Annotated in this window: 20 protein-coding genes and 2 pseudogenes; 12 read left to right on the forward strand and 10 right to left on the reverse strand. The window is 72.2% G+C overall.

Annotated features, from left to right (window positions below; genetic code table 11):
• Positions 1-21: 21 nt before the first annotated feature.
• From ABZ923_RS05695 to ABZ923_RS05705, 3 genes are all read right to left on the reverse strand, one after another.
• Positions 22-600, reverse strand: a complete 579-nt coding sequence (locus ABZ923_RS05695; RefSeq protein ID WP_361467236.1) for a TerD family protein — start codon at positions 598-600, stop codon at positions 22-24.
• A 173-nt stretch (positions 601-773) separates the two neighbouring features.
• Positions 774-2912, reverse strand: a complete 2139-nt coding sequence (gene uvrB, locus ABZ923_RS05700; protein WP_361467238.1) for an excinuclease ABC subunit UvrB — start codon at positions 2910-2912, stop codon at positions 774-776.
• A gap of 40 nt (positions 2913-2952) precedes the next feature.
• Positions 2953-3831, reverse strand: coding sequence for an MHYT domain-containing protein (locus tag ABZ923_RS05705; RefSeq protein WP_361467241.1), 879 nt, complete (start codon positions 3829-3831; stop codon positions 2953-2955).
• Between the two features lie 278 nt (positions 3832-4109).
• On the opposite strand from ABZ923_RS05705, the gene ABZ923_RS05710 reads away from it, so the two are divergent.
• Positions 4110-4982 carry a glycerophosphodiester phosphodiesterase family protein gene (locus ABZ923_RS05710; protein WP_361467244.1) on the forward strand — a complete coding sequence of 291 codons (873 nt, stop codon included), beginning with the start codon at positions 4110-4112 and terminating at the stop codon, positions 4980-4982.
• A gap of 41 nt (positions 4983-5023) precedes the next feature.
• Entirely contained in the window at positions 5024-5578 is a 555-nt protein-coding gene (locus ABZ923_RS05715) for a methylated-DNA--[protein]-cysteine S-methyltransferase (protein ID WP_361467245.1), read from the forward strand.
• A gap of 16 nt (positions 5579-5594) precedes the next feature.
• Here the strand turns inward: ABZ923_RS05715 and ABZ923_RS05720 are convergent, their stop codons facing one another.
• Positions 5595-6026, reverse strand: a complete 432-nt coding sequence (locus ABZ923_RS05720) for a VOC family protein (RefSeq protein ID WP_361467248.1) — start codon at positions 6024-6026, stop codon at positions 5595-5597.
• A gap of 99 nt (positions 6027-6125) precedes the next feature.
• Here ABZ923_RS05720 and ABZ923_RS05725 point away from each other — a divergent pair, with 99 nt between their 5' ends.
• Together ABZ923_RS05725 and ABZ923_RS05730 are read left to right on the forward strand one after the other, a co-directional pair.
• Entirely contained in the window at positions 6126-7034 is a 909-nt protein-coding gene (locus tag ABZ923_RS05725) for a pseudouridine-5'-phosphate glycosidase (RefSeq protein ID WP_361467250.1), read from the forward strand.
• The gene (locus ABZ923_RS05730) at positions 7019-7954 is read left to right on the forward strand and encodes a PfkB family carbohydrate kinase (protein ID WP_361467253.1); all 936 of its coding nucleotides are present in this window, start codon (positions 7019-7021) and stop codon (positions 7952-7954) included. The genes ABZ923_RS05725 and ABZ923_RS05730 overlap by 16 nt, the downstream gene beginning before the upstream one ends.
• 310 nt (positions 7955-8264) lie before the next feature.
• On the opposite strand, the pseudogene ABZ923_RS05735 reads toward ABZ923_RS05730, so the two are convergent.
• Positions 8265-9024 (reverse strand): annotated as a pseudogene (locus ABZ923_RS05735) (methyltransferase).
• Between the two features lie 200 nt (positions 9025-9224).
• Here ABZ923_RS05735 and corA point away from each other — a divergent pair.
• Positions 9225-10352 carry a magnesium/cobalt transporter CorA gene (gene corA, locus ABZ923_RS05740; protein WP_361467255.1) on the forward strand — a complete coding sequence of 376 codons (1128 nt, stop codon included), beginning with the start codon at positions 9225-9227 and terminating at the stop codon, positions 10350-10352.
• Between the two features lie 59 nt (positions 10353-10411).
• Here corA and ABZ923_RS05745 read toward each other — a convergent pair whose 3' ends face one another.
• Both ABZ923_RS05745 and ABZ923_RS05750 read right to left on the reverse strand, forming a co-directional pair.
• Complete coding sequence (locus tag ABZ923_RS05745; RefSeq protein WP_361467258.1) at positions 10412-10825, reverse strand: PPOX class F420-dependent oxidoreductase; 414 nt, start codon at positions 10823-10825, stop codon at positions 10412-10414.
• An 84-nt stretch (positions 10826-10909) separates the two neighbouring features.
• Positions 10910-11542, reverse strand: a complete 633-nt coding sequence (locus tag ABZ923_RS05750; protein ID WP_361467259.1) for a uridine kinase — start codon at positions 11540-11542, stop codon at positions 10910-10912.
• Between the two features lie 279 nt (positions 11543-11821).
• On the opposite strand from ABZ923_RS05750, the gene ABZ923_RS05755 reads away from it, so the two are divergent.
• The 3 genes from ABZ923_RS05755 (at position 11822) to ABZ923_RS05765 (ending at position 14826) form a co-directional block, all read left to right on the forward strand.
• Complete coding sequence (locus ABZ923_RS05755; RefSeq protein WP_361467262.1) at positions 11822-12520, forward strand: DUF2293 domain-containing protein; 699 nt, start codon at positions 11822-11824, stop codon at positions 12518-12520.
• A 160-nt stretch (positions 12521-12680) separates the two neighbouring features.
• The gene (locus tag ABZ923_RS05760; protein WP_361467264.1) at positions 12681-13160 is read left to right on the forward strand and encodes an anthrone oxygenase family protein; all 480 of its coding nucleotides are present in this window, start codon (positions 12681-12683) and stop codon (positions 13158-13160) included.
• A 178-nt stretch (positions 13161-13338) separates the two neighbouring features.
• Positions 13339-14826 (forward strand): glutamate synthase subunit beta, encoded by a 1488-nt coding sequence (locus tag ABZ923_RS05765; RefSeq protein ID WP_361467267.1) that lies wholly within the window; start codon positions 13339-13341, stop codon positions 14824-14826.
• A 56-nt stretch (positions 14827-14882) separates the two neighbouring features.
• Here ABZ923_RS05765 and ABZ923_RS05770 read toward each other — a convergent pair whose 3' ends face one another.
• Positions 14883-15407, reverse strand: a complete 525-nt coding sequence (locus ABZ923_RS05770) for a carboxymuconolactone decarboxylase family protein (RefSeq protein WP_361467269.1) — start codon at positions 15405-15407, stop codon at positions 14883-14885.
• Between the two features lie 47 nt (positions 15408-15454).
• Here ABZ923_RS05770 and ABZ923_RS05775 point away from each other — a divergent pair, with 47 nt between their 5' ends.
• Positions 15455-16894, forward strand: a complete 1440-nt coding sequence (locus tag ABZ923_RS05775) for a PLP-dependent aminotransferase family protein (protein WP_361467270.1) — start codon at positions 15455-15457, stop codon at positions 16892-16894.
• A gap of 134 nt (positions 16895-17028) precedes the next feature.
• On the opposite strand, the gene ABZ923_RS05780 is transcribed toward ABZ923_RS05775, so the two are convergent.
• Both ABZ923_RS05780 and ABZ923_RS05785 read right to left on the reverse strand, forming a co-directional pair.
• Positions 17029-17283 carry a DUF397 domain-containing protein gene (locus ABZ923_RS05780; protein WP_030348027.1) on the reverse strand — a complete coding sequence of 85 codons (255 nt, stop codon included), beginning with the start codon at positions 17281-17283 and terminating at the stop codon, positions 17029-17031.
• A complete protein-coding gene (locus ABZ923_RS05785; RefSeq protein WP_361467272.1) occupies positions 17284-18144 on the reverse strand; it encodes a helix-turn-helix transcriptional regulator in 861 nt (286 codons plus the stop codon). It abuts the gene before it with no gap.
• Between the two features lie 242 nt (positions 18145-18386).
• On the opposite strand from ABZ923_RS05785, the pseudogene ABZ923_RS05790 reads away from it, so the two are divergent.
• From ABZ923_RS05790 to ABZ923_RS05800, 3 genes and pseudogenes are all read left to right on the forward strand, one after another.
• A pseudogene (locus tag ABZ923_RS05790) lies at positions 18387-18938 on the forward strand (ATP-binding protein); the annotation flags it as partial.
• Between the two features lie 311 nt (positions 18939-19249).
• Positions 19250-19699, forward strand: coding sequence for a hypothetical protein (locus ABZ923_RS05795; RefSeq protein WP_361467275.1), 450 nt, complete (start codon positions 19250-19252; stop codon positions 19697-19699).
• Between the two features lie 319 nt (positions 19700-20018).
• Positions 20019-21992 (forward strand): ABC transporter ATP-binding protein, encoded by a 1974-nt coding sequence (locus tag ABZ923_RS05800; protein WP_361467278.1) that lies wholly within the window; start codon positions 20019-20021, stop codon positions 21990-21992.
• The last annotated feature ends 51 nt before the right edge of the window (positions 21993-22043 follow it).

Raw genomic sequence — 22043 nt, forward strand, 5'->3', positions numbered from 1 at the left:
TCCTTGGCGGGCGGTCCGCTCCTAGAGGTGCGCCACGATCGCCGGCATGAGGTCCTGGAAGGTGCGTCCGTTGGCCGGGGCGCCGATGGCGGTCATCGTCCAGCCGGAGCCCGCCCGGTGCACCTTGGCCATGATCTGGGCGGTGTACTCGCCGCCGCCGGCCAGCGTGTAGCGGGCGAGTTCCTGGCCGTTGGTCTCGTCGACGAGTCGGCAGAACGCGTTCTGCACCTCGTGGAAGGTCTGTCCGGTGAAGGAGTTCACCGTGAAGACGATCTGGTCGATGTGGACCGGGACGCGCTGCAGGTCCACCAGGATCGCCTCGTCGTCCCCGCCCTGGCCGGCACCGCCGACGAGGTTGTCGCCGGTGTGGCGCACGGAGCCGTCGTCGCTCACCAGGTGGCGGAAGAAGACCACGTCCTTGGGCTCCGCGCCGGCGAACAGGACCGCCGAGGCGTCCAGGTCGATCTCGCGGGTGCGAGAGCCGAACAGGCCGCGCCGCTTCGCCGCCTGCCAGCCGAGCCCCATGCGGACCGCGGTCAGGGTGGCCCCGTCCTTCTTCTCCAGGCTGATGGCCTGACCCTTGGACAAGTTGACGGACACGACTCAATCCCCTCTCGACGGTCCCCTGTTGCCGCACCGGGCTGTCGCTGTGCACCGCGCGGTTGCTCAGCACCCTACGCAGGGCCGCTGAAAGTGCCGACCCTCGGCTCGCGCTTTGTGTCGGTGTTGCAACACTTGGCGCTTATGCCGAGGTCCGGCACCGGAACGGAGGTTCAGGCGATGCCTGCCTCCCGCATCTGACGCAGCTCCTTCTTCATCTCGGAGACCTCGTCGCGCAGCCGGGCCGCGATCTCGAACTGCAGCTCCGCGGCGGCGGCGCGCATGCGTTCGGTCATCTCCTCGATCTGCTCGGCCAGTTCGGCCGCCGGACGGTCCGTGGGCACGGCCTTGCCCTTGGCCGCCTTGCCGGCCTTCGCGCCCTTGGCCGCCTTGTCGCCGAGCGCCGGGACGGGTGCCTTCGCGGCCTTGCCGTCCTTCGTCTTGCGGTACCCGGAGCCGAGGAGCTGTTCGGTGTCGATCTCCTCGCGGGCGATCTGCGCGACGATGTCGTTGATCTTCTTGCGCAGGGGCTGGGGGTCGATGCCGTTCGCCTTGTTGTAGGCGACCTGCTTCTCCCGGCGGCGGTTGGTCTCCTCGATGGCCTTCTCCATCGCCGGGGTGATCTTGTCGGCGTACATGTGGACCTGGCCGGAGACGTTGCGCGCCGCGCGGCCGATGGTCTGGATCAGCGAGGTACCCGAACGGAGGAAGCCCTCCTTGTCGGCGTCGAGGATCGCCACCAGGGACACCTCGGGCAGGTCGAGGCCCTCACGGAGGAGGTTGATGCCGACCAGGACGTCGTACTCACCGGAGCGCAGCTCGCGCAGCAGCTCGACGCGGCGCAGGGTGTCGACGTCGCTGTGCAGGTAGCGGACCTGGATGCCGAGTTCCAGGAAGTAGTCGGTGAGGTCCTCGGCCATCTTCTTGGTCAGGGTGGTGACGAGGACCCGCTCGTCCTTCTCGGTGCGCTTGCGGATCTCGTGCACCAGGTCGTCGATCTGGCCCTCGGTGGGCTTGACCACGACCTCCGGGTCGACCAGGCCGGTCGGGCGGATGATCTGCTCGACGACGCCGTCCGAGCGGGACAGCTCGTAGGTGCCCGGGGTGGCCGACAGGTAGACGGTCTGCCCGATGCGCTCCTGGAACTCCTCCCACTTCAGGGGGCGGTTGTCCAGGGCGGAGGGCAGGCGGAAGCCATGGTCCACGAGGGTGCGCTTGCGGGAGGCGTCGCCCTCGTACATCGCGCCGATCTGCGGGACGGTGACGTGCGACTCGTCGATGACGAGCAGGAAGTCGTCCGGGAAGTAGTCCAGCAGCGTGTTGGGCGGGGAGCCGGGCAGACGGCCGTCGAAGTGCATCGAGTAGTTCTCGACACCGGAGCAGGTGCCGATCTGGCGGAGCATCTCGATGTCGTACGTGGTGCGCATCCGCAGCCGCTGGGCCTCCAGGAGCTTGCCCTGCTTCTCCAGCTCGGCCAGCCGCTCCCCCAGCTCCTTCTCGATGTCGTTGACGGCCCGCTCCATGCGCTCGGGGCCGGCGACGTAGTGGGAGGCGGGGAAGACGTAGAGCTGCTGGTCGTCGCTGATGATCTCGCCGGTGATCGGGTGGAGCGTGGAGAGCGCCTCGATCTCGTCGCCGAACATCTCGATGCGGACGGCCAGCTCCTCGTAGACCGGGAAGATCTCGATGGTGTCGCCGCGGACCCGGAAGGTGCCGCGGCTGAAGGCCATGTCGTTGCGCGTGTACTGGATGTCGACGAAGCGGCGCAGCAGCTCGTCGCGGTCGATCTCGTCGCCGACCCTCAGGGGCACCATCCGGTCCACGTACTCCTGCGGGGTACCGAGGCCGTAGATGCAGGACACCGAGGCCACCACGATGACGTCGCGGCGGGTGAGCAGCGAGTTCGTCGCCGAGTGACGCAGGCGCTCGACCTCCTCGTTGATCGAGGAGTCCTTCTCGATGTAGGTGTCCGACTGCGGGACGTAGGCCTCGGGCTGGTAGTAGTCGTAGTACGAGACGAAGTACTCGACCGCGTTGTTCGGCAGCAGCTCGCGGAACTCGTTGGCCAGCTGCGCGGCCAGCGTCTTGTTCGGCGCCATCACGAGGGTGGGGCGCTGGAGCTTCTCGATCATCCACGCGGTGGTGGCGGACTTGCCGGTGCCGGTCGCGCCCAGGAGGACGACGTCCTTCTCACCGGCCTCGATGCGCTTGGCCAGCTCGACGATGGCCGCCGGCTGGTCGCCGCTGGGCTGGTAGGGGCTGACGACCTCGAAGGGCGCCACCGTGCGTTCGATGTGGGAAACGGGCCGCATGACATCCACCGTACGACCCCGCACTGACAACCGGTCCCGATCAGCGGTTCTGCGGGGTGCGGGAGTGGTGGTGCTCGGTCCGGCGGGCCGGCTGGCGGCCCTCGTGGAGGGCGGGGCGGCGGTCGGTGTGCGCGGCGACGGCGGCGGCCGGGACACCCGGTTTGTGCTCGGCGGGCGTCTGCCGGGGCCGGCCCATGATCATGAGCGGGTCGAAGATCACGACGACGCCGGCGAGGAGCAGGAAGGCGAGCGGGCCGATCAGCATCGGGGCGAGCACCGACGCCGCGGGTCCGCTCCCGCTGCTGTGGGCGGTTCCGTCGAGGTGGACGCCGAGGGCGGCCATGCCGGTGTAGTGCATGCCGCTGACCGCGAGCCCCATGACGAGGCTCGCTCCCACGCTCCACAGGAAGCCCCGCACCTGTCCGGCGGCCCACAGGGCCGCGGTGGCGGCGACGACCGCTATGACGACGGAGGCCGCGACGGTGAGCGTGTTGTAGGTGAACCGCCCGTGGAAGCGGACGCCGGCCATTCCGAGGTAGTGCATGGAGGCGACGCCCAGACCGGTGATCGTGCCGCCGGTGAACAGGGGGGTGCCGGTTGCGCCCCGGTGGCCGACGATGAAGATCCCGACGCCGACCATGACGATGGCGAGGCCGAGGCTCGCGTAGGTGATCGGCTTGTCGTAGTGGATCGGTGTCTCCTCGATGGTGAAGCCCATCATGGCGACGAAGTGCATGGTCCAGATGCCGGAGCCGATCGCCGCCGAGCCGAGGGCCAGCCAGGCGGGCCGCCAGGAGTGCGTGACCAGCAGAGACCGTGTGGTGCAGCGCAGGCCGAGGGCGCCGCCCAGGCACGCCATCAGGTAGGCCACCAACGGGGTCACGGCCCCGTAGCTGAATCCGTCGACCGTGCCTTGCATCCGCGGCTGCCCTTCCGCCTTCTTGCGTCCCGGAATACCTGAATATGCCCCCGTCCCAGGACCGCGCGGGCGGTCAGGGTTGTCGCAGAGAGTATGACCCCCACCGGAATGGTCGAACGATTTTCCGGCAAAGAAACACGGCCTTGCCGCAGTTGTGCGGCACCGGTGAGCAGACATGGACAGCACCATTCAATCTGTGGTCATCGTGCGCCCGGGTGCCGTTGACCCTCTGCTGTCAGTCTGGTGCTGCCGGTGTTCGCTCGATGCGAGGAGGATGCATGTACGCGCGCGTAGTCGCCGCCACCGTCGCCGCGGCCCTGGGAACGGCGGCGGCTCTGCTGAGCCCCACCTCCGACGCCCGGGCGCACGAGATCCGGGTGCCCACGGTGATCGCCCACCGGGGCGCCTCCGCCTACGCACCGGAGAACACGCTGGCCGCCATCGACAAGGCCGCCGAGCTGGGCTTCTCCTGGGTCGAGAACGACGTCCAGCGCACCAAGGACGGCGAGCTGGTCGTCCTGCACGACGACAGCCTGCAGCGCACCACGGACGTCGAGGAGGTCTTCCCCGGCCGGGCACCCTGGAAGGTGCGGGACTTCACCGCCGCCGAGATCGCCCGGCTGGACGCCGGCAGCTGGTTCTCCCCCGCCTACGCGGGCGCGCGCGTGCCGACGCTGGAGCAGTACATGCGCCGGGTCGAGCACAACCACGAGAAGCTGCTCCTGGAGATCAAAAACCCCGAGCTGTACCCGGGCATCGAGCAGCAGACGCTGAAGCTGCTCGGCAACGAGGGCTGGCTGGACCACCGGCACCAGGGACGGCTGATCGTGCAGAGCTTCAGCGCCGACAGCGTGCGGACCGTGCACGAGCTGAAGCCCTCGGTGATCACCGGTTACCTCGGCACCCCCACCATGGCGCAGCTGCACCGGTTCGCGCGCTTCTCCGATCTGGTCAACCCCTCGTACGGGTCGCTGTCCCGCCGGTACGTCACGGCCGTGCACGCCTTCGACGGGCCGCACGGCAGGCCGCTCGGAGTGTTCGCCTGGACGGTGGACGACGCGGCCAGCGCCCGTGAAGCGGCCGGCTACGGGGTCGACGGGCTGATCTCCAACCAGCCCGACGTGGTGCGGGCGGCGCTGGGTGAGCACTGAGCCCGGCGGGCGTTGTCAGTGGCGGGTCGTACCGTGGGCGCATGGACATCCAGGGGCAGGATGAGCAGCGGGTGGTGTGGACCGTCGTGGGGACGGACATCGGCCCGCTGATGCTGGCCGCGACCCGCGACGGCCTGGTCAACGTCGTCTTCCACGCCTCGGACGCGGTGCGCGACCGGGCACTGGAACGGCTGGCCGCCCGGCTCGGCGGCCGGCCCGTGGAGGATCCGGGCTCGCCGTTGCTGGCGGAGCCGATACGCCAGCTGCGGGCGTACTTCGCGGGTGAACGGCACGACTTCGACCTGCCGCTGGACTGGTCGCTGATCTCCGGGTTCAACCGGCAGGTCCTGCGCGAACTGGCCTCGGGTGTGCCGTACGGCACCGTGGTGGGGTACGGCGATCTGGCCGGGCGGGTCGGGCAGCCCGGAGGGGCGCAGGCGGTCGGGGCGGCGATGGGGGCGAATCCGCTGCCGGTGGTCGTGCCGTGCCATCGGGTGGTGGAGAGCGGCGGCGGCATCGGCGGCTTCGGGGGCGGGCTGGAAACCAAGCGGAAGCTGCTCGCCCTGGAGGGCGTGCTGCCCGAGCCGCTGTTCTGACCGGCCCGGGACACGGCTAGTCGTCGTAGTGCCGGGCCTCGAAGACGTTGCCGTCGGGGTCGCGGAAGTAGAAGCTGCGCGTGGCGTCGCCGCGGGCGCCGGAGAGGCCGTGGTCGATGTCCGAGACCGGGACGCCGCGGTCCCGCAAGCGGGCGCGCAGGGCGTCGAAGGCGTCGGCCGGCAGGGACAGGCAGAGGTGATTGACCGGGTGGCCCGCGCTGTCGGCGGAGCCGGGCAGCATCTTCATGCGTTCGACGAGGGTGTGCGGGGCGAGGTCGAGGATGGTCTCCTCGTTGACGCGTACGGAGGGGAAGGACACTTTGCCCTGCACGAACTCGTCGACCCTTATCGGCTCCAGTCCTACGGCCGTCTCGTAGAAGGCGGCCGCGGCCACCGGGTCGGCCACCCAGAGGACGACGTGGTCGAGGCGCGTGGTGTTGTTCGTCATGTGACCCAGGCTGGTGGCCGCCGCCACGGGCCACAAGCGTTTAGCCGTGGCCGGCGCCCGCCAGAGATGAGGAAGGACCGACGGACAGGAGGCGGGCACGTGGTGCTGGTGGTGTCGGAAGAAGTCCGCGAGGCGATCGACGCTCGACGGCCGGTGGTGGCCCTGGAGTCCACGATCATCGCGCACGGCCTGCCCCGACCGCGCAACCTGCAGGTGGCGCTGGAGCTGGAGGAGGCGGTCCGGCGGGAGGGTGCCGTACCGGCGACCGTCGCCGTGCTCGACGGGCGGCCCCGGGTCGGTCTGGACAAGCAGCAGCTGGAGCGGGTCGCGAACGAGGACGGCATCCGCAAGCTGGGCCATCGTGATCTGCCGCTCGCGGTGGCGGCTGGGGCGAGCGGGGCGACCACCGTGTCGGCGACGGCGCAGCTGGCCGCGCTGGCCGGGGTCCGGGTGTTCGCCACCGGCGGCCTGGGCGGTGTGCACCGGGAGTGGACGGTGACCCAGGACGAGTCGGCCGACCTGGGGCTGCTGGCGCGCACCCGGGTCACGGTGGTGTGCGCCGGCGTGAAGTCGATCCTGGACGTCCCGGCGACGCTGCAGCGGCTGGAGACGCTGGGTGTGGCCGTCGCCGGATACGGCACGGACCGGTTCCCCGGCTTCTACCTGTCGGACTCGGGGCATCCGGTCGACTGGCGGCTGGACACCCCGGAGCAGGTCGCCGCCGTGATGCGCGCCCAGGACGCGCTGGAAGCGCCCGAGTCGGCTCTGATCGTCGCCAACCCCGTCCCGGAGGCGGAACAACTCGATCCCGAGCTGCACGCGCGCGTGCTCGCCGACGCGCTGCGTGCCTGCGGGGAACAGGGGGTCACCGGGCAGGCGGTGACTCCGTTCCTGCTGGACTACCTGGTCCGCCACACCGACGGTGCCTCGCTGAGCGCCAACCTGGCGGCGGTGCGCGGCAACGTACGGCTCGCGGCACGGATCGCCACGTCATGGGGCAGGGGGTGACCGCGGGCCGGAACGGAGCGCTGCTGGTCGTCGGGGACGTGGTCACGGACGTGGTCGCCCGGCACCGGGGGCCGCTCGCGGCCGGCACCGACACGGCCGCGGTGATCCGGACGCTGCCGGGCGGCGCGGGCGCCAACGTGGCCTGCTGGGCCGCCCACGCGGGCTGCGCGGACGTACGGCTGCTGGGCCGGGTGGGCGCGGACGCCGCCGCGTGGCACGAGCGGGAGCTGGTCGCGGCCGGGGTGCGGCCCTCGCTCGTGGTGGACGCGCAGGCGGCGACGGGCACGGTGATCTGCCTCGTCGACGCGGGTGCGGCGGCCGAGCGGACTTTTCTGACGGACAGCGGGGCCTCCCTGCGGCTGAGTCCCGCCGACTGGTCGGACACGCTGCTCGACGGGGCGGCCCGGCTGCACCTGTCGGGTTATCTGCTGTTCACGGAGGCCAGCCGGGCGCTCGCCGAGACGGCGCTCACGGCGGCACGCGCGCGGGGTGTGCCGGTCAGCCTGGACCCGGCCTCGGCCGGCTTCCTGATCGAGTTGGGGGTGGACCGTTTCCTGGCGTTCGCGGAGGGGCTTGACGTGCTGCTGCCCAGCCGCGACGAGGCCTGTCTGCTGACCGGGCTGCCGGATCCGGCGGACGCGGCGGCCAAGCTGAGCCGGCTCGTGCCGCTGGTGGTGGCCAAGGCGGGTGCGGACGGGGCGCTGGTGGCCCGTTCCGGAGCCGTGGTGGCGCGGGTCCCGGCCGTACCGGCGGCCCCCCGGGACACCACGGGCGCGGGTGACGCCTTCACCGGCGCGTTCCTCGCCGCCCTGCTGGCGGGCGCGGGCCCGGAGGAGGCGGCGGCACACGGGTGCCGGGCGGGCGCGGAGGCGGTACGGCGGGTGGGGGGCAGACCGCCACCTTTGACGAGCGGGGGTTAGGGGCGCGTCCCGGGCCCAGGCGGCTGCCCGCCGCTGAAGCGTCGGCCGACGGCGGCTTGTGCGGTGCAGGTCGGCAGTCGGCAGTCGGCAGTCGGCAGTCGGCAGTCGGCAGTCGGCAGTCGGCTGACGGTCTCAGCTGGCCGCTCACCGCTGCCTCTTCCTCCCCCTCCGCTACCCGCTACCCGCTACCCGCAGCCCGCAGCCCGCAGCCCGCAGCCCGCAGCCCGCAGCCCGCAGCCCGCAGCCCGCAGCCCGCAGCCCGCAGCCCGCAGCAAGGACCCTGCACGCCGCAGGGCCCCGGCGCCGCCGGCTACTCCTTGCGGTCCCACGCCGAGATCATCGGTGCGGTGGTCAGGTCCATCGTGCCCGCCTCCACATTGGCCAGGTGCTGGTCGATCTCCGCGTCGGTGGCCAGGCCGGCGGCGACGAGCCGGTCACGGACCTGACGGACCGTCGCCGCCTCCAGCACGGTGCAGGCGGGTGAGGTCACGGGGAAGTGCGCGTCGGCCTCGACGTCGCGCAGGCCGGCCTCGCGGAGCAGCCGCGGGAGTTTCCGGCCGTAGGAGAGATCGGCGCCGCGGTCGGCGAGGAGCTTGCGGAAGCCCTGGCGCAGCCGGTTGGCGAGCCGCTGCTCGGGGCCGTACTCGTCGGGGCAGGTCAGGGGCTGGAGGGCGGGGTCGGCGTCCTCGATCAGCAGTCGGCCGCCCGGGCGCAGGGCCTTGACTCGCAGTGCCCGTTCCCGGTCGGGTACGTGGACGAGCACCAGCCGGGCGTGGACCAGGTCGAAGCCTTCGCCCGGCGGCTCCTCGGCGCCCGTGGACGCGGACCTCCACCGGCGGGCGGGCCACGGCGGTGAGCCGGGAGGTGTCGATGTCGGTGGCGACGACCTGACCGGAGGGCCCCGCCTTCTCGGCGAGCCAGGACACGACGGAGGTCCCGCCGGCGCCGACTTCCCAGCAGCGCCGGCCGGGACCGATGCCGAGTCCTTCGAAGTGCCGGAAGGTCGTGGGGTCGAAGAGCGCGGTGAAGGCGTCGAAGCGTTCGCCCGCCTCGGTCTGCCCGTTGTCCAGGAGGTACCCGTCCGAGCGCGTCGTGCCCCGATCATCCCAGTCAGCCGGCTCCCGTGGCCCGGTCGCCCCGTCGTCCACAGGCGGGAACAAAGCGGAACTCCCTGTTCACACAGGCTTGCCCGCGCTTTGCCCGGGCCTGGCAGACTTGCCGGGCAAGGCGCGAAAGCGTTGAGCGAGGAGATCCACGCGAGGAGATCCAGATGTCGATGGCAGGGAATCTGCGGAAGGTCACGGGGCTGGGCAGGGTCGGCGGCCTGCGCAAGGTGGCGCGGCTGGCCCGGCGCCGGCCGCGCGTGGACCTGAGCCATCCTGCCAGGTCACCGCTGGGCTCTTCGGTGGTCAACTGCGTGACGTATCAGGACGGCGTGCGCGTGCCGGGGTGTGCCGACCTGGTGGATGCCGTGCGGCTGGTGCGCAAGACCGGCGAGGGCTTCGTCTGGCTCGGGCTGCACGAGCCGACGGACCGTGAGTTCGCAGGCGTCGCCGAGCTGTTCGACCTGCATCCGCTGGCGGTGGAGGACGCGGTCGAGGCGCATCAGCGGCCGAAGCTGGAGCACTACGGGGACACGCTCTTCGCGGTGTTCAAGACCGTCTGCTACGTGGAGCACGAGCAGTTGACAGCGACCAGCGAGGTGGTGGACACCGGCGAGATCATGGTGTTCGTCGGCTCGGACTTCGTGATCACGGTGCGGCACGGCCGGCACGGCTCGCTGGGCCCGCTGCGCGAGGAACTGGAGTCGGACCCGCAGCAGCTCGCCAAGGGGCCGGCGGCGGTGCTGCACGCGATCGCGGACCATGTGGTCGACGACTATCTGAGCGTCACGGACGCGCTGCAGGCCGACATCGACCTGGTGGAGACGGACGTGTTCTCGGAGAACGGCGCACGTCTGGACCCGGGCCGCATCTACCAGATGAAGCGTGAACTGCTGGAGTTGAAACGGGCGGTGGTGCCGCTGGGCCGCCCGGTGGAGGACCTGGCCACCCGGCCGATACGGGTGGTCGCCCCGGAGATACAGGCGTACTTCCGGGATGTGCTCGACCATCTGATCCGGGCCAAGGAACAGATCGCCGCGTTCGACGAGCTGCTCAACTCCATCCTGCAGGCACATCTCGCGCAGGTGACCGTCGCGCAGAACGAGGACATGCGGAAGATCACGGCCTGGGCCGCGGTGATCGCCGTGCCGACGATGGTGTGCGGGGTGTACGGCATGAACTTCGACCACATGCCGGAGTTGCACTGGTCGTTCGGGTACCCGCTGGTCATGGCCGTGATGGCGACGGCGTGTCTGGTGTTGTACCGGGGCTTCAGGCGCAACGGCTGGCTCTGAGCGACGGGGCTGCGGGGGCACCGGTTCCCGGCAGCCGTGCGGCGTCGGCGGTGTGCCCGTCAGGCCGAGAAGGACACGACCTTCTGCGGGACGATCCTGACGATCACGCGGACCTCGTCGTCGTTCTCGGCCGGCGGGTCGATGCCGAGGTACTTGTGGGACAGCTCGTGCGGAAGTCGCTTGCCCTCGTCCGGCAGGATCTCGGCGACGCCCCGGATCTCGGCCGAGTGGTAGGGGTTCGCCAGGTCGAACACGGAGAGGCTGACGCGCGGGTCGCGGCGGAGGTTGCGCACCTTCTGGCGGTGGTCGACGGACGAGAAGAGCACGCTGTCGCCCTCGCGTTTGATCCAGACCACGGAGTTCCGCGGAGCGCCGTCGGGGCCGAGCGTGGCGACGCTGGCGAAGTTCCTGCCGTCCAGCAGGGCACGGAGGGAGTCGTCGAAAGTGACGGAAGTGGCTGGTGAGGTCGTCATGACAACCACTCTAGTTATATGCACGCGCATGTAAAGGGGTTTGGCTGAATCGCCCGGCCGGATGTACGGACGGCCGCATGCGGATCAGCCGCTCCAGGCGGGGTGGCGCGGGTCGTCGGCGCGCACCAGGACGTCCGCCGTGCCGGCCGGGTCGGTCTCGGCCTCGTAGCGCTCGAAGGCGGGCAGGGTCCAGTGGTCGGCCTCGGGGGTGCGGCGTCGAAGGGCGCCCGGGGAGAGAAGGAGGTGCACGGTCAGGTCGAAGGGGAACCAGTGGCGCAGCAGGAGGGGGCCGTGGAGCAACAGGATTGCGCCGCGCGGCAGTTGGATGTAGGGGCTACGGGTGGCCCGGTCCGTGGCCGGATCCCACAGGTCGGGCAGGACCCGCCCGTTGCCTCCGGGGTCGAGTGGGCCGAAGACCTCGCGCCACAGGGCGCCCGTGTCGAACCAACCGCTGTAGTACGACTCCGCGTCCCGCCTCCCGTGCTCCAGGCGGAGCGAGGCGGGGCGCAGGAAGCCCTCGGTGCCCACCACGAGGGAGGGCCGGCCGCGTACCCGCAGCGCCTCCCCGACACGCTCGGCGAGGTCGCCGGGTCGGGCGGCCGGGGCACCGTCGAAGCCGACGCGCGGCCAGGCCCCTCCATCGGCCGTCACCGCACCGGCCAGCCGGTCGGCAAGTCGCTCGGCGAGCCGGTCCCAGGTGATCGCTTCGAGTCGCACGGGCCCCATGATGCCGGGTGGCCGGGCAGAGCGGCGGGGGTGCCCACGTGGGAGACGGCAGATGGGGTGAGCCCTGAGAGAGGGAAAGGACGGTCCCGGGCCAGCCGAGGTGGTCGGCCCTGCGGCGGACCGTGAGCAGCGCGGGGGGTGGGCTTCGCTCCGGGCGCGGCTTCCGGGAGGAATCGGGAGGAGCCCGGGAGGAGAAGGGTGGGTGACAGCGGACGAGGACAAGCAGTGGCGGCGTGGGAGGCCGGGGCGGTGACGGGGAAAGTACCGCGTATGGCGCTTCCCGCAACTCCCCGTTTCCCCGGCCGGCTTGTCGTCGTCCAGGCGCTGAAGCGCAAGCGGTGCGCCCGCTGCCGGCGGGGTCCGCTGTCGCTGCTGGTGCTGACGGACGGGGCACCGTGGTGTCTGGTCTGTGCCGATCTCGGGCACCTGGTGTTCCTGCCGCGCGGTGACACGGCCCTGACCCGCAGGTCGCGTGAGGAGAGCACGCTGTCGGCGGTGGTGGTGCGGTTCAACCGGCGCAGGAGTCGCTACGAACGTCAGGGCGTGCTCGTGGAGGAGGACGCGCTGGCCCGGGCGGAGGCCCGGTGTCTGGCGGACGCGGAGGCGCGGCGTCGGCGGCGGGCGCGGGACGCGCGGCGCAGGGCGGCGGAGGACGAGCGGTTCGTGGCGGCGTTCGCGGCCGAGATCCTGCGGCTGTTCCCTGGTTGTCCGGCCGAGCGGGCCCGGGCGATCGCGGCCCACGCGTCGGTGCGGGGCAGTGGTCGTGTCGGGCGCAGCGCGGCCGGGCGGGCACTGACCGAGGGGGCGGTGATCTCCGCGGTCGTGGCGGGCGTGCGGCATGTGGACACGCCGTACGACCAGCTGCTGATGCGCGGGGTGCCGTGGAACGAGGCTCGGCGTCGGATCGCCCCGGCGGTGGAGCGGGTGCTGCGGGCGTGGCAGGGGGCCGGCGCGGAGGACGCGGGCTGAGCGCGGAGAAAGCGAGGAGGTGCCGAGGGCGAGGAAGTGAGGAGTGCGGTTTCGGGGCATGTGTGGTCGCGGGGCTCGCTCGGTCCCGGCCGGGTTCCGGTGCCGGGCTTTCCCCGGGGGGTGAGGGCCTGACCGAACGGAGCGGAATGGGGGTGCGGGGATGATCGACGGGCCGTTCTTCGTGCTGGTCGTGGTGGGGATCCTGGGGACCGGGCTGGTGGCCGGTGTCTTCTGCGGGTTCTCGACCTTCGTGATGCGGGGGCTCGCGGCGCTGCCGCCCGCGCAGGGGGTAGCGGCGATGAACTCGATCAACGTCGCCGCGGTGCGGCCGGCCTTCATGGCCGTGTTCGCCGGATCGGCGGTGCTGAGTGTGCTGATAGCGGTGGTGACGTTCGTGGTGTGGCCGGACGAGGGGAAGGTGGAGCTGCTGCTGGGCAGCGCGCTGTACCTGGCCGGTTCGTTCGGGCTGACGATCGTCGCGAACGTGCCTCGCAACGACCGGCTGGCCAGGCTCACTCCGGGCGCGCCCGAGGCCGCCGCGTACTGGCCGGCGTACGTGCGCGAGTGGACCTCCTGGAACCACATACGGACCGTCGCCTCGGCCGCGACGGCCCTGCTCTACGTAGTGGCCCTCGCCTGATCCGGTTCGTGGCCCTCACCTGATCCGACCCTGTCCCGACACCCACGGAAGAAAGCGCTGTCCGCCACTCTGCATGGGCGTCGAACGGGACGTATCGTGGCCGAAAGAGTGCCGCCCGATGACGCACGGCCCTTCGTACACCCGGTGCCTCCGGTGCCCGTACGCGAGGAAGACGCCCATGGCCGATCCCAAGGGGTTCATGACCACGCCGCGCCAGGAGTGGCCGCGGCGGCCCGTCGAGCAGCGGGTGCGGGACTGGGACGAGGTGTACGTCCCGGGCGCGCTGCTGCCCATCATCAGCAAGCAGGCCGACCGCTGCATGGACTGCGGCATCCCGTTCTGCCACCAGGCCTGCCCGCTGGGCAATCTCATCCCCGAGTGGAACGACCTGGTGTCCCGGGAGGACTGGCGGACCGCGAGCGACCGGCTGCACGCCACGAACAACTTCCCGGAGTTCACCGGCCGGCTGTGTCCGGCGCCGTGCGAGGCCGGGTGCGTGCTGGCGATCAACCAGCCGGCCGTCACCATCAAGAACGTCGAGTGCGCGATCGCCGACCGGGCGTGGGAGGAGGGGTTCACCCCGCCCCGGCCGCCCGAGCGGCTGTCCGGGAAGACGGTCGCCGTCATCGGCTCGGGGCCCACCGGGCTCGCCGCCGCGCAGCAGCTGACCCGGGCCGGGCACACGGTCGCGGTGTACGAGAAGGACGACCGGATCGGCGGGCTGATGCGGTACGGCATCCCCGAGTTCAAGATGGAGAAGCGGCATCTGGAGCGGCGGATCGAGCAGATGCGCGCCGAGGGGACGAAGTTCCGCACGTCCACGGTGGTCGGCCGGGACGTCCCGGCCGGCGAGCTGCGCACCCGGTACGACGCGGTGGTGATCGCGACGGGAGCGACGGCGTGGCGGGAACTTCCGGTGCCGGGCCGCACGTTGAACGGGATACACCAGGCGATGGAGTATCTGCCGCTGGCCAACCGGGTGTGTGAGGGGGATCTGGAGGTTTCGCCGCTGTCGGCCGCCGGCAAGCACGTGGTGATCGTCGGCGGCGGGGACACCGGGGCGGACTGTCTGGGCACCGCGGTGCGCGAGGGGGCCGCGTCCGTGACCCAGCTGGACATCTACGCACAGCCGGGTGACGAGCGCGACGAGGACACCGAGCCGTGGCCGACGTACCCGAAGATCTACCGGCTGTCGGCCGCGCACGAGGAGGCGCGGGACCTGCGTACGGCACCGGCGGCGGACGCGGACGCGCGGCTGTTCGCGGCGTCCACGCTCCGCTTCACCGGGGACGAGAGGGGGAATGTGCGGTCACTGCATCTGGTGGAGGTCGACCAGCGGCGGATCCCGGTGCCGGGCACCGGGCGGACGATCCCCGCCGACCTGGTGCTGCTCGCCCTCGGGTTCTCCGGACCCGACCAGGAGGACGGGATGATCGAGCAGCTGGGGCTGGCGCTGCAGCCGCGCGGCACGATCGCCCGGGACGACGGTTTCGCGACCAACGTGCCCGGGGTGTTCGCCGCCGGAGACGCGGCGCGCGGGCAGTCGCTCATCGTGTGGGCGATAGCGGAGGGGCGGGCGGTCGCGGCGGCCGTCGACCGCTATCTGACGGGGAGTTCCCGGCTCCCGGCCCCGATAGCGCCGACGGACCGGCCGATGGTGGTCTGACCGGGCGGCACCCCCGGCGCGGCCCGGTCGGCTCCCGCGCGGCGGCGGGCGGTGCGTCAGCGGGTGCGTTCGTCCGTGCCGGCGACCTTCCCCGTGGCCAGGGCCACGCGGTTCCAGGTGTTGATCGTGAGGATCAGCGAGAGGACGTGGGCCAGTTCCCGGTCGTCGAAGTGGGCGGCTGCCTCCGTGTAGACGGCGTCGGGGACGCCGCCGTCGGCGACCAGGGTCACCGCCTCCGTCAGGGCGAGGGCGGCCTGTTCCCTGGGGGTGAAGAAGTGCCGGGCCTCGCGCCAGACGGCGACCATGTGGAGCCGGTCCTCGTTCTCGCCGGCCCTGCGGGCGTCGTTGGTGTGCATGTGCAGGCAGTAGGCGCAGTGGTTGAGATGGGAGGAACGGATCTGGATCAGTTCGACCAGGGCGGGGTCGAGGCCCTCGCGGGCGGCGGCGTCGAAGCCGACGATCGCGCGGAAGACCTTCGGCGCGGCCTTCGCGAAGTCCAGGCGGGTGCGGGAGGCGTCGGCCGCGGCGATCTCCGTGGTGAGGTCGACGGTGGCGGTGGCGGCAGTGGTGTGCGTCGTCATGTGTGCAAACCTAGGGACCCGAAAGACCGGCTGTAGGGTGCATTTCCATGACGGATTCGTGGGTCAATTCCGCGGAGCGGATCGGTGCGGACCTGCATCTGGAGCTGTCGGGACCGGGCGGCCGGCGGGCGGCGCTGACCCGGGCGCTGCGGGAGGCGGTGCGCAGCGGCCGGCTGGCGCCGGGTACCCGGCTGCCGCCGTACCGGTCGCTCGCCGCGGACCTGGGCGTGGCCCGCAACACGGTGGCCGACGCGTACGCGGAGCTGGTCGCGGAGGGCTGGCTGACCGCCCGGCAGGGTTCGGGGACCCGGGTCGCCGAGCGGACGGAGCCGCTGCGCCCCGCCGTACGCACGCCCGTGAAGGCGCCTCCACGCGCGCGTGGGCCACGGCACGATCTGCGGCAGGGCACGCCGGACGCGTCGGCCTTTCCGCGGGCGGCCTGGGCGGCCTCGTACCGCCGGGCGGTGCAGGCGGCGCCGAGCGAGGCGTTCGGGCCGGGCGATCCCGCCGGGCGCCGCGAGCTGCGGGAGACGCTCACGGAGTACCTGGCACGCGCGCGCGGGGTGCGTACCGGGCCGGACCGGATCGTGATCTGCTCGGGCTTCGCGCACGCGCTGCGGCTCCTCTTCGGCCGGGGCACCCGGGAGGGCCCGGCGGCGGGCGGGGTGCTGCGCGGTCCGCTGGGCGTGGAGGCCTACGGTCTCGGCTTCCACCGGGAGCTGCTCGCGGCGGCCGGGGTGCGCACCGTACCGCTGCCGCTGGACGAGCACGGCGCACGGGTGGACGCGCTGGGGCGCGAGCGGGCCGTGCTGCTGACGCCCGCGCACCAGTTCCCGACCGGCGGCCCGCTGCACCCGGAGCGGCGGGCGGCGGTGATCGACTGGGCCCGCGCGCGGGAGGCGGTGGTGCTGGAGGACGACTACGACGGCGAGTTCCGGTACGACCGCCGGCCCGTCGGCGCGCTCCAGGGTCTCGATCCCGAGCGGGTGATCCACATCGGCTCGGTCAGCAAGAGCCTGTCACCGGCGCTGCGGCTGGGCTGGATGGTCCTGCCCGAGCGGTACGTGGAGCCGGTGCTGGCGGTGAAGGGCGAGCGGGAGGGCTGGGCGAGCGTGCTGGACCAGCTCGCGCTCGCGGACTTCGTGAACTGCGGGTCGTACGACCGTCATGTGCGGCGCATGCGGCAGCGGTACCGGCGCCGGCGTGACCGGCTCGTCGCCGCGCTCGCCGCGCAGGCACCGCACATCGAGGTGACGGGCATCGCGGCCGGGCTGCACGCGGTGCTGCGGCTGCCGCCCGGCACGGAGCGGTCCACGGTGAAGGCCGCCGCGTGGCAGGGCATCGCCCTCGACGGACTCGCCGGGTTCCGGCATCCGCGGAGTCCGACGGCGGCCGGCGACGGCCTGGTGGTCGGGTACGCGGCCCCGGCCGAACACGCCTACGGGGCGGCGCTGGAGGCCCTGTGCGAGGTGCTGCCGCCGGAGTGACGCGTACCGGCGGCAGATGCGGAGAGCCGCCCCCGACTACGTCCCGGCTTCTCTCTCGTCGGCTTGCGGGGCCCCACCTGTGATCAACTGCTCAACACCATAAGGAAGTCGCATAGAAACAACACACACCAAGGTCAGGACAGCAGGAAGTCGGCCTCCCCCGCCTTGGCGCCCTCGATGAACGCGGTCATCTCGTCCATGGTGTAGATCAGCGCCGGCCCGTCCGGATCGGTCGACTGGCGTACCGCGATCCGGCCGTCGGCCAGCTTCATCGCCTCCAGGCAGTTCCCGCCGTTGCCGCCGCTCCAGGGCTTGTGCCACCCCTCGCTGCCCAACTCCCGCGCGGGCATGCCGTTGTAGACGCGTCCGCGCGGCTTGATGCGATCCATTCACAGCTCCTTGCGGAGATCCCGGAGGATCTCCTTCGTGCGTTGTGCCGTAGCGGCCTGCGCCGCCATGCGGTCCATGACCTCCAGGTGGGTCGCCACCTCGGTGCGCGCGTCCAGGTAGACGGCACCGGTCAGGTACTCGCTGTAGACCATGTCCGGCAGTTCTGACATGGCAAATCGGAACAGCACGAAGGGCCCGTACGTGCCCGGGTGCGGCCCGTTGGCGAACGGGGCGACCTGGAGGGTCACATGGGGCAGCTTCGTGGCCTCGAGCAACCTGTCGATCTGCGCGCGCATCACCTCCGGTCCGCCGACCGGGCGGCGCAGGGCGGTCTCGTCCATCACCGCCCAGAAGCGGGGCGCGTCGGGACGGGTGAGCAGTTGCTGGCGTTGCATACGCAAGGCGACGTGCCGCTCGATGTCGTCCGGGCTGGTCTGGCCGATGGCCCCGGACTTCAGCACGGCGCGCGCGTAGTCCTCGGTCTGCAGCAGGCCGGGGACGAAGTGCGGTTCGTAGGAGCGGATGAGGGCGGCCGCACCCTCCAGGCTGACGTACATCGAGAACCAGCCCGGCAGGATGTCGTGGAACCGCTGCCACCAGCCGGGCCTGTTCGCCTCCTCGGCCAGCTGGACGAAGACCTCGGCCTCGTCGTCGGGGACGCCGTAGGCCTTCAGCAGCAGTTGCAGGTACGGGATTTTGAGGGAGACCTCGGCCGTCTCCATGCGGCGGACGGTGGCGGGGGCGACGCGGAGCACGCGGGCGGCCTCCTCGCGCTTCAGTCCGGCGCGTTCCCGCAGGTCCAACAGGCGCCGGCCGAGGACCACCTGGCCCACCGTCGGCGCGGACCGCGGTTCGCTCACGCTCCCACCTCCACCGAACGCCTCTCGCCGAGGCTGCTTGCAGAAGCCTCTTGCCCCAAAGATTCCTGACAGCCCTGCGGCGCCATTCGGGTCCGTTCGAAGACCGGGTCGGATCTCCGACGACTCCAATTGGCGCCGCGCGTGGTGCTGTTGCGAGCAGTGTGCCACGGCCTCTGACCGAGTCACACAGCACTCTGCAATTTTCAGAGTGACTCTTGCCAAGTGTCCGCGGCGGGGAGATAGTGGCAGGCGTGATTCCGTCCGCGCCCTTAGGAACAGACGCGGCCGCAGACCCTTCCGGTCTGGGTGCCGCGGCGGGAGCAACCCCCCAGCGGGGCGCTGCCGAGCGCAGGTTCCGCTTCGAGCTGGCCGCACATCCGGGTTCCGTCGCCCAGGCCAGACGCCTGACGCACGCCCGGCTGGCCGGCTGGTCGGTCGGCGCGGACACCTGCGACAACGCGGCTCTGGTCATATCCGAGCTGGTCACCAACGCGATCGTGCACACCGCGAGCAGCCGGGTCGTGTGCGAGTTGCTCGACCACGACGACATGGTGCGCATAGCCGTACACGATCAGGGCTGTGCTCCTGGCGAACCCCACCCGTCCCCGCAGCGAGCCGATGAGGAGCACGGGAGGGGGTTGCTCCTCGTGGACGCGCTGTGCCGGGCCTGGGGTGCCCAGGAGCACGGCCCCGGGCTGTCGGTCTGGGCGGAGCTGCCCCGCCAGGCCGACGCCGCCAAGGACACCGCGGAACCGCGCGGCGACCTGGGCTGGGGTGCCCGGCCCAAGCCGGGCCGCCCGGACGACTCCGACGAGCAGCAGCCGGGTGGGGCGAGCGGACGGGTGCCGGAGCAGGACGGACGGGGCGAGCCGGGGCAGCAGGGGGGATCGGGCCGGCAGGGGCAGGCGGACGCGGAGCACCACCGGCACGTATCCGCCGGTCAGCCGCCGCGCCGGATGCCCGAGCAGCACCGGCACGGGGCGGTGGACGAGCACGGGCACGCCGCCCGTCCGGTGCAGCACCGGCCCACGGCGCACCCGGACCGGCACCGGCCCACCGCGCCCCTGGACCGCATCCCCGAGCGCCCTCTTCCCGGAGAGCGGCCGTGACCGGCGCCGGTCGGGCCGGTGGCGCCCGGGCCGGTCTGGAGCAGTCGCTCGGCCTGAACACGCTGGTACGGCTGCAGCGCCGGCGGCCGGCCCCGGAACCGGACCACCGCCTGTCGCTGCCGGACGGCATGACGGCTCCGCTCGGCTTCGACGCCGTGGCCGTGCCCGATCACCTCGGTCCGCTCGTCGTACCCCGGCTGCCGCGGGTGGGGTGTGTGTACGCCGACGGTTCCCACTGGTGGTGGATCGTTCCGTCGGACTCCGACTACGCCCTGCCCTGGCCGTCCCCGGCCCACTACGCCACCGGCGCCCTGATCTCCGGCACCGCCCGCCTGATCCACCGCCCCGAGGGCTCGGTCCCGTACACCCCGCCGATCCCCCTGTACCTGGCCCTGTGCCGGGTGACGGGGACCGCCCCGGACTGGTCCCAGGCCGTCCCGGCATGACCGAGCCACCCATCACCCGCAGAACAAGACCCCGTACACCCCGCCGGCCCCGCCGCGGAGTCCCAGCCGGCCCGGCGTGACCACCCCGCACCACACGCCATGGACCCGGCGTCCACCCGGACCCGCGCCACGTGACACCAACCGCCCCAACCGGTCCCGAGCCGTCCCGGCGTAACGAGCCCGCCCACCGGCGAGCCCGCGTCGCGCGCCCCGTACTCGGCGCGCTCCTTCCGCGCCCCTGTGTACGTTCCTTCGCGCCCTGCCGGGCGGCGGCTCCGGCCGGGATAGTGGCCGTTCCGTCGGGGTCCGGGAGGTCACGGTGAGAAAGAGGCGGGAGGCGGCCGAGCCCGTGGTGTCGGCGTCGGAGCGGCTGCTGTTCGGCGGGCCACTCCGCTACGACATGGGCTGGAACCAGCACGCGGACGCCTTCCTGGCGCTCGGCTTCCGGGCGATGCTGACCCGGCTGCCCGGCATGCTCGCGTCCAGTCTCCGACTGGCCCGGCAAGCCGACGCGCGGGCCGCCCGGGTGGTGCTCGCGGCCGAGCTGGGCCGGGGCGTGGCCCAGGCCGTGAGCCTGCTGGCGGTGAACAGCGCGCTCGGCGAGCTGCTCACCGGCCCCGGCATCGGGCAGCGGCTGCGCTCGGCCGCCCCGGCCCTGGTGGTGATGGCCGCCGTGATGCTGGTCGCCGCGCTGCTGCGGGCCGCCTCCACCTACGCCACCGGGCGGCTGGAGCCCAAGGTGGAGCGGGTGGCGACCGAGCTGTACCTGGAGCGGGCGGCGAACGTGGAGCTGGTCGCGATCGAGGACCACGCCTTCCACAAGCTGCTGGACACCGCCCAGTACGGTGCCCGGTCCGCCCGGCACATGATCGGCTACGGCGCCCAGGTGATCAACGCGATGATCTCGCTGGTCGCCGCGGCGGGCGTGCTCACCGTGCTGCATCCCGCGCTGCTGCCCCTGCTGGTCACCATGACCCTGCCCAGCGCCTGGAGCGCGCTGACCAACGCCCGGCGCCGCTACGAGTCCTTCCACACCTGGGTGCAGCACGCCCGGGCCGGCCAGCTGATCAGCAGCCTGCTCACGGAGCCGGCCGCCGCTCCCGAGATCCGGGTGCACGGGGTCGGCCCGTTCCTGCTGCACCACTTCCGGGCCATGTCGGAGACCGCGGAGGCGGAGCAGGCCCGGCTGTCCCGGCTGGCCGCGCGGACCGGTCTCATCGCCGCGGCGTGGACGGGCCTGGCGACCCTCGCCACGTACGCCACGCTGGGAGCACTGCTGCTGGCCGGGGCGATGGCGCTGTCGGTGGCCGGTACGGCGGTGATCGCGATCCGCACCGGCGCGGCGAGCCTGGACACGCTGGTGCTGGAGATCAACCAGCTGCACGAGGAGGCCCTGTTCGTGGGCGATCTGCAGCGGATGTACGTCGCGGCGGCCGAGCGGGCCATCCCGGCGGGCGGGGAGCCGCTGCCGGAGAACCCGAAGGAGATCCGCTTCGAGAACGTCAGCTTCAGTTACCCGCATGACGCGGACCCCGCCGCCGGCTGTCCGGGCACCCCGCCCCGCCCCGCCCTCGACGACGTCAGCCTCACCCTGCCCCTCGGCCGGATCATCGCGCTCGTCGGGGAGAACGGCTCGGGCAAGACCACACTGGTCAAGCTGCTCGCGGGGCTCTACACGCCCGACCGGGGCCGGATCCTGTGGGACGGCGTCGACGCCGCGCAGGCCGACCGGCGGCTGCTCGCCGAGCGCATCGCGATGGTGGCGCAGGACTTCAAGCGCTGGCCGTTCACCGCCCGGGTGAACGTGGCCGTCGGCCGTTCCGCCGCCCCGATGACCGAGGAGCGGCTGGCCGCGTCGGTCGCCGAGGCGGGGGCCGAGGAGGTGGTCGCGGAACTGCCGCGCGGCCTGGACACGCTGCTGGCCCGGAACTTCAGCGGCGGGCACGAGCTGTCCGGCGGCCAGTGGCAGCGGCTCGGCATCGCCCGGGCGGCCTACCGGCGCGGGAGCATCCTGATCGTGGACGAGCCGACGGCGGCGCTGGACGCGCGGGCCGAACTGGAGGTGTTCGAGAAGATCCGGGCGCTGGCGCGGGGCGGGCAGACGGTGGTCCTGATCACCCACCGGCTGGCCTCGGTCCGGCACGCCGACCTGGTGCACGTACTGGAGCACGGGCGCCTGGTGGAGTCCGGCACCCCGGAGGAACTGCTGGCCAGGGGTGGTGTCTACGCCGGCCTGTACACGCTCCAGGCGCAGCAGTTCACGGCGCGCATGCCGGCGCCGAGGCCGGGCTGACTCCCCCGGCGGGCTCAGCCGGCGGGCTCAGCCGGCGGGCTCAGCCGGCGG

The organism is Streptomyces sp. NPDC046881 (assembly GCF_040645015.1).
Classification (GTDB): domain Bacteria; phylum Actinomycetota; class Actinomycetes; order Streptomycetales; family Streptomycetaceae; genus Streptomyces.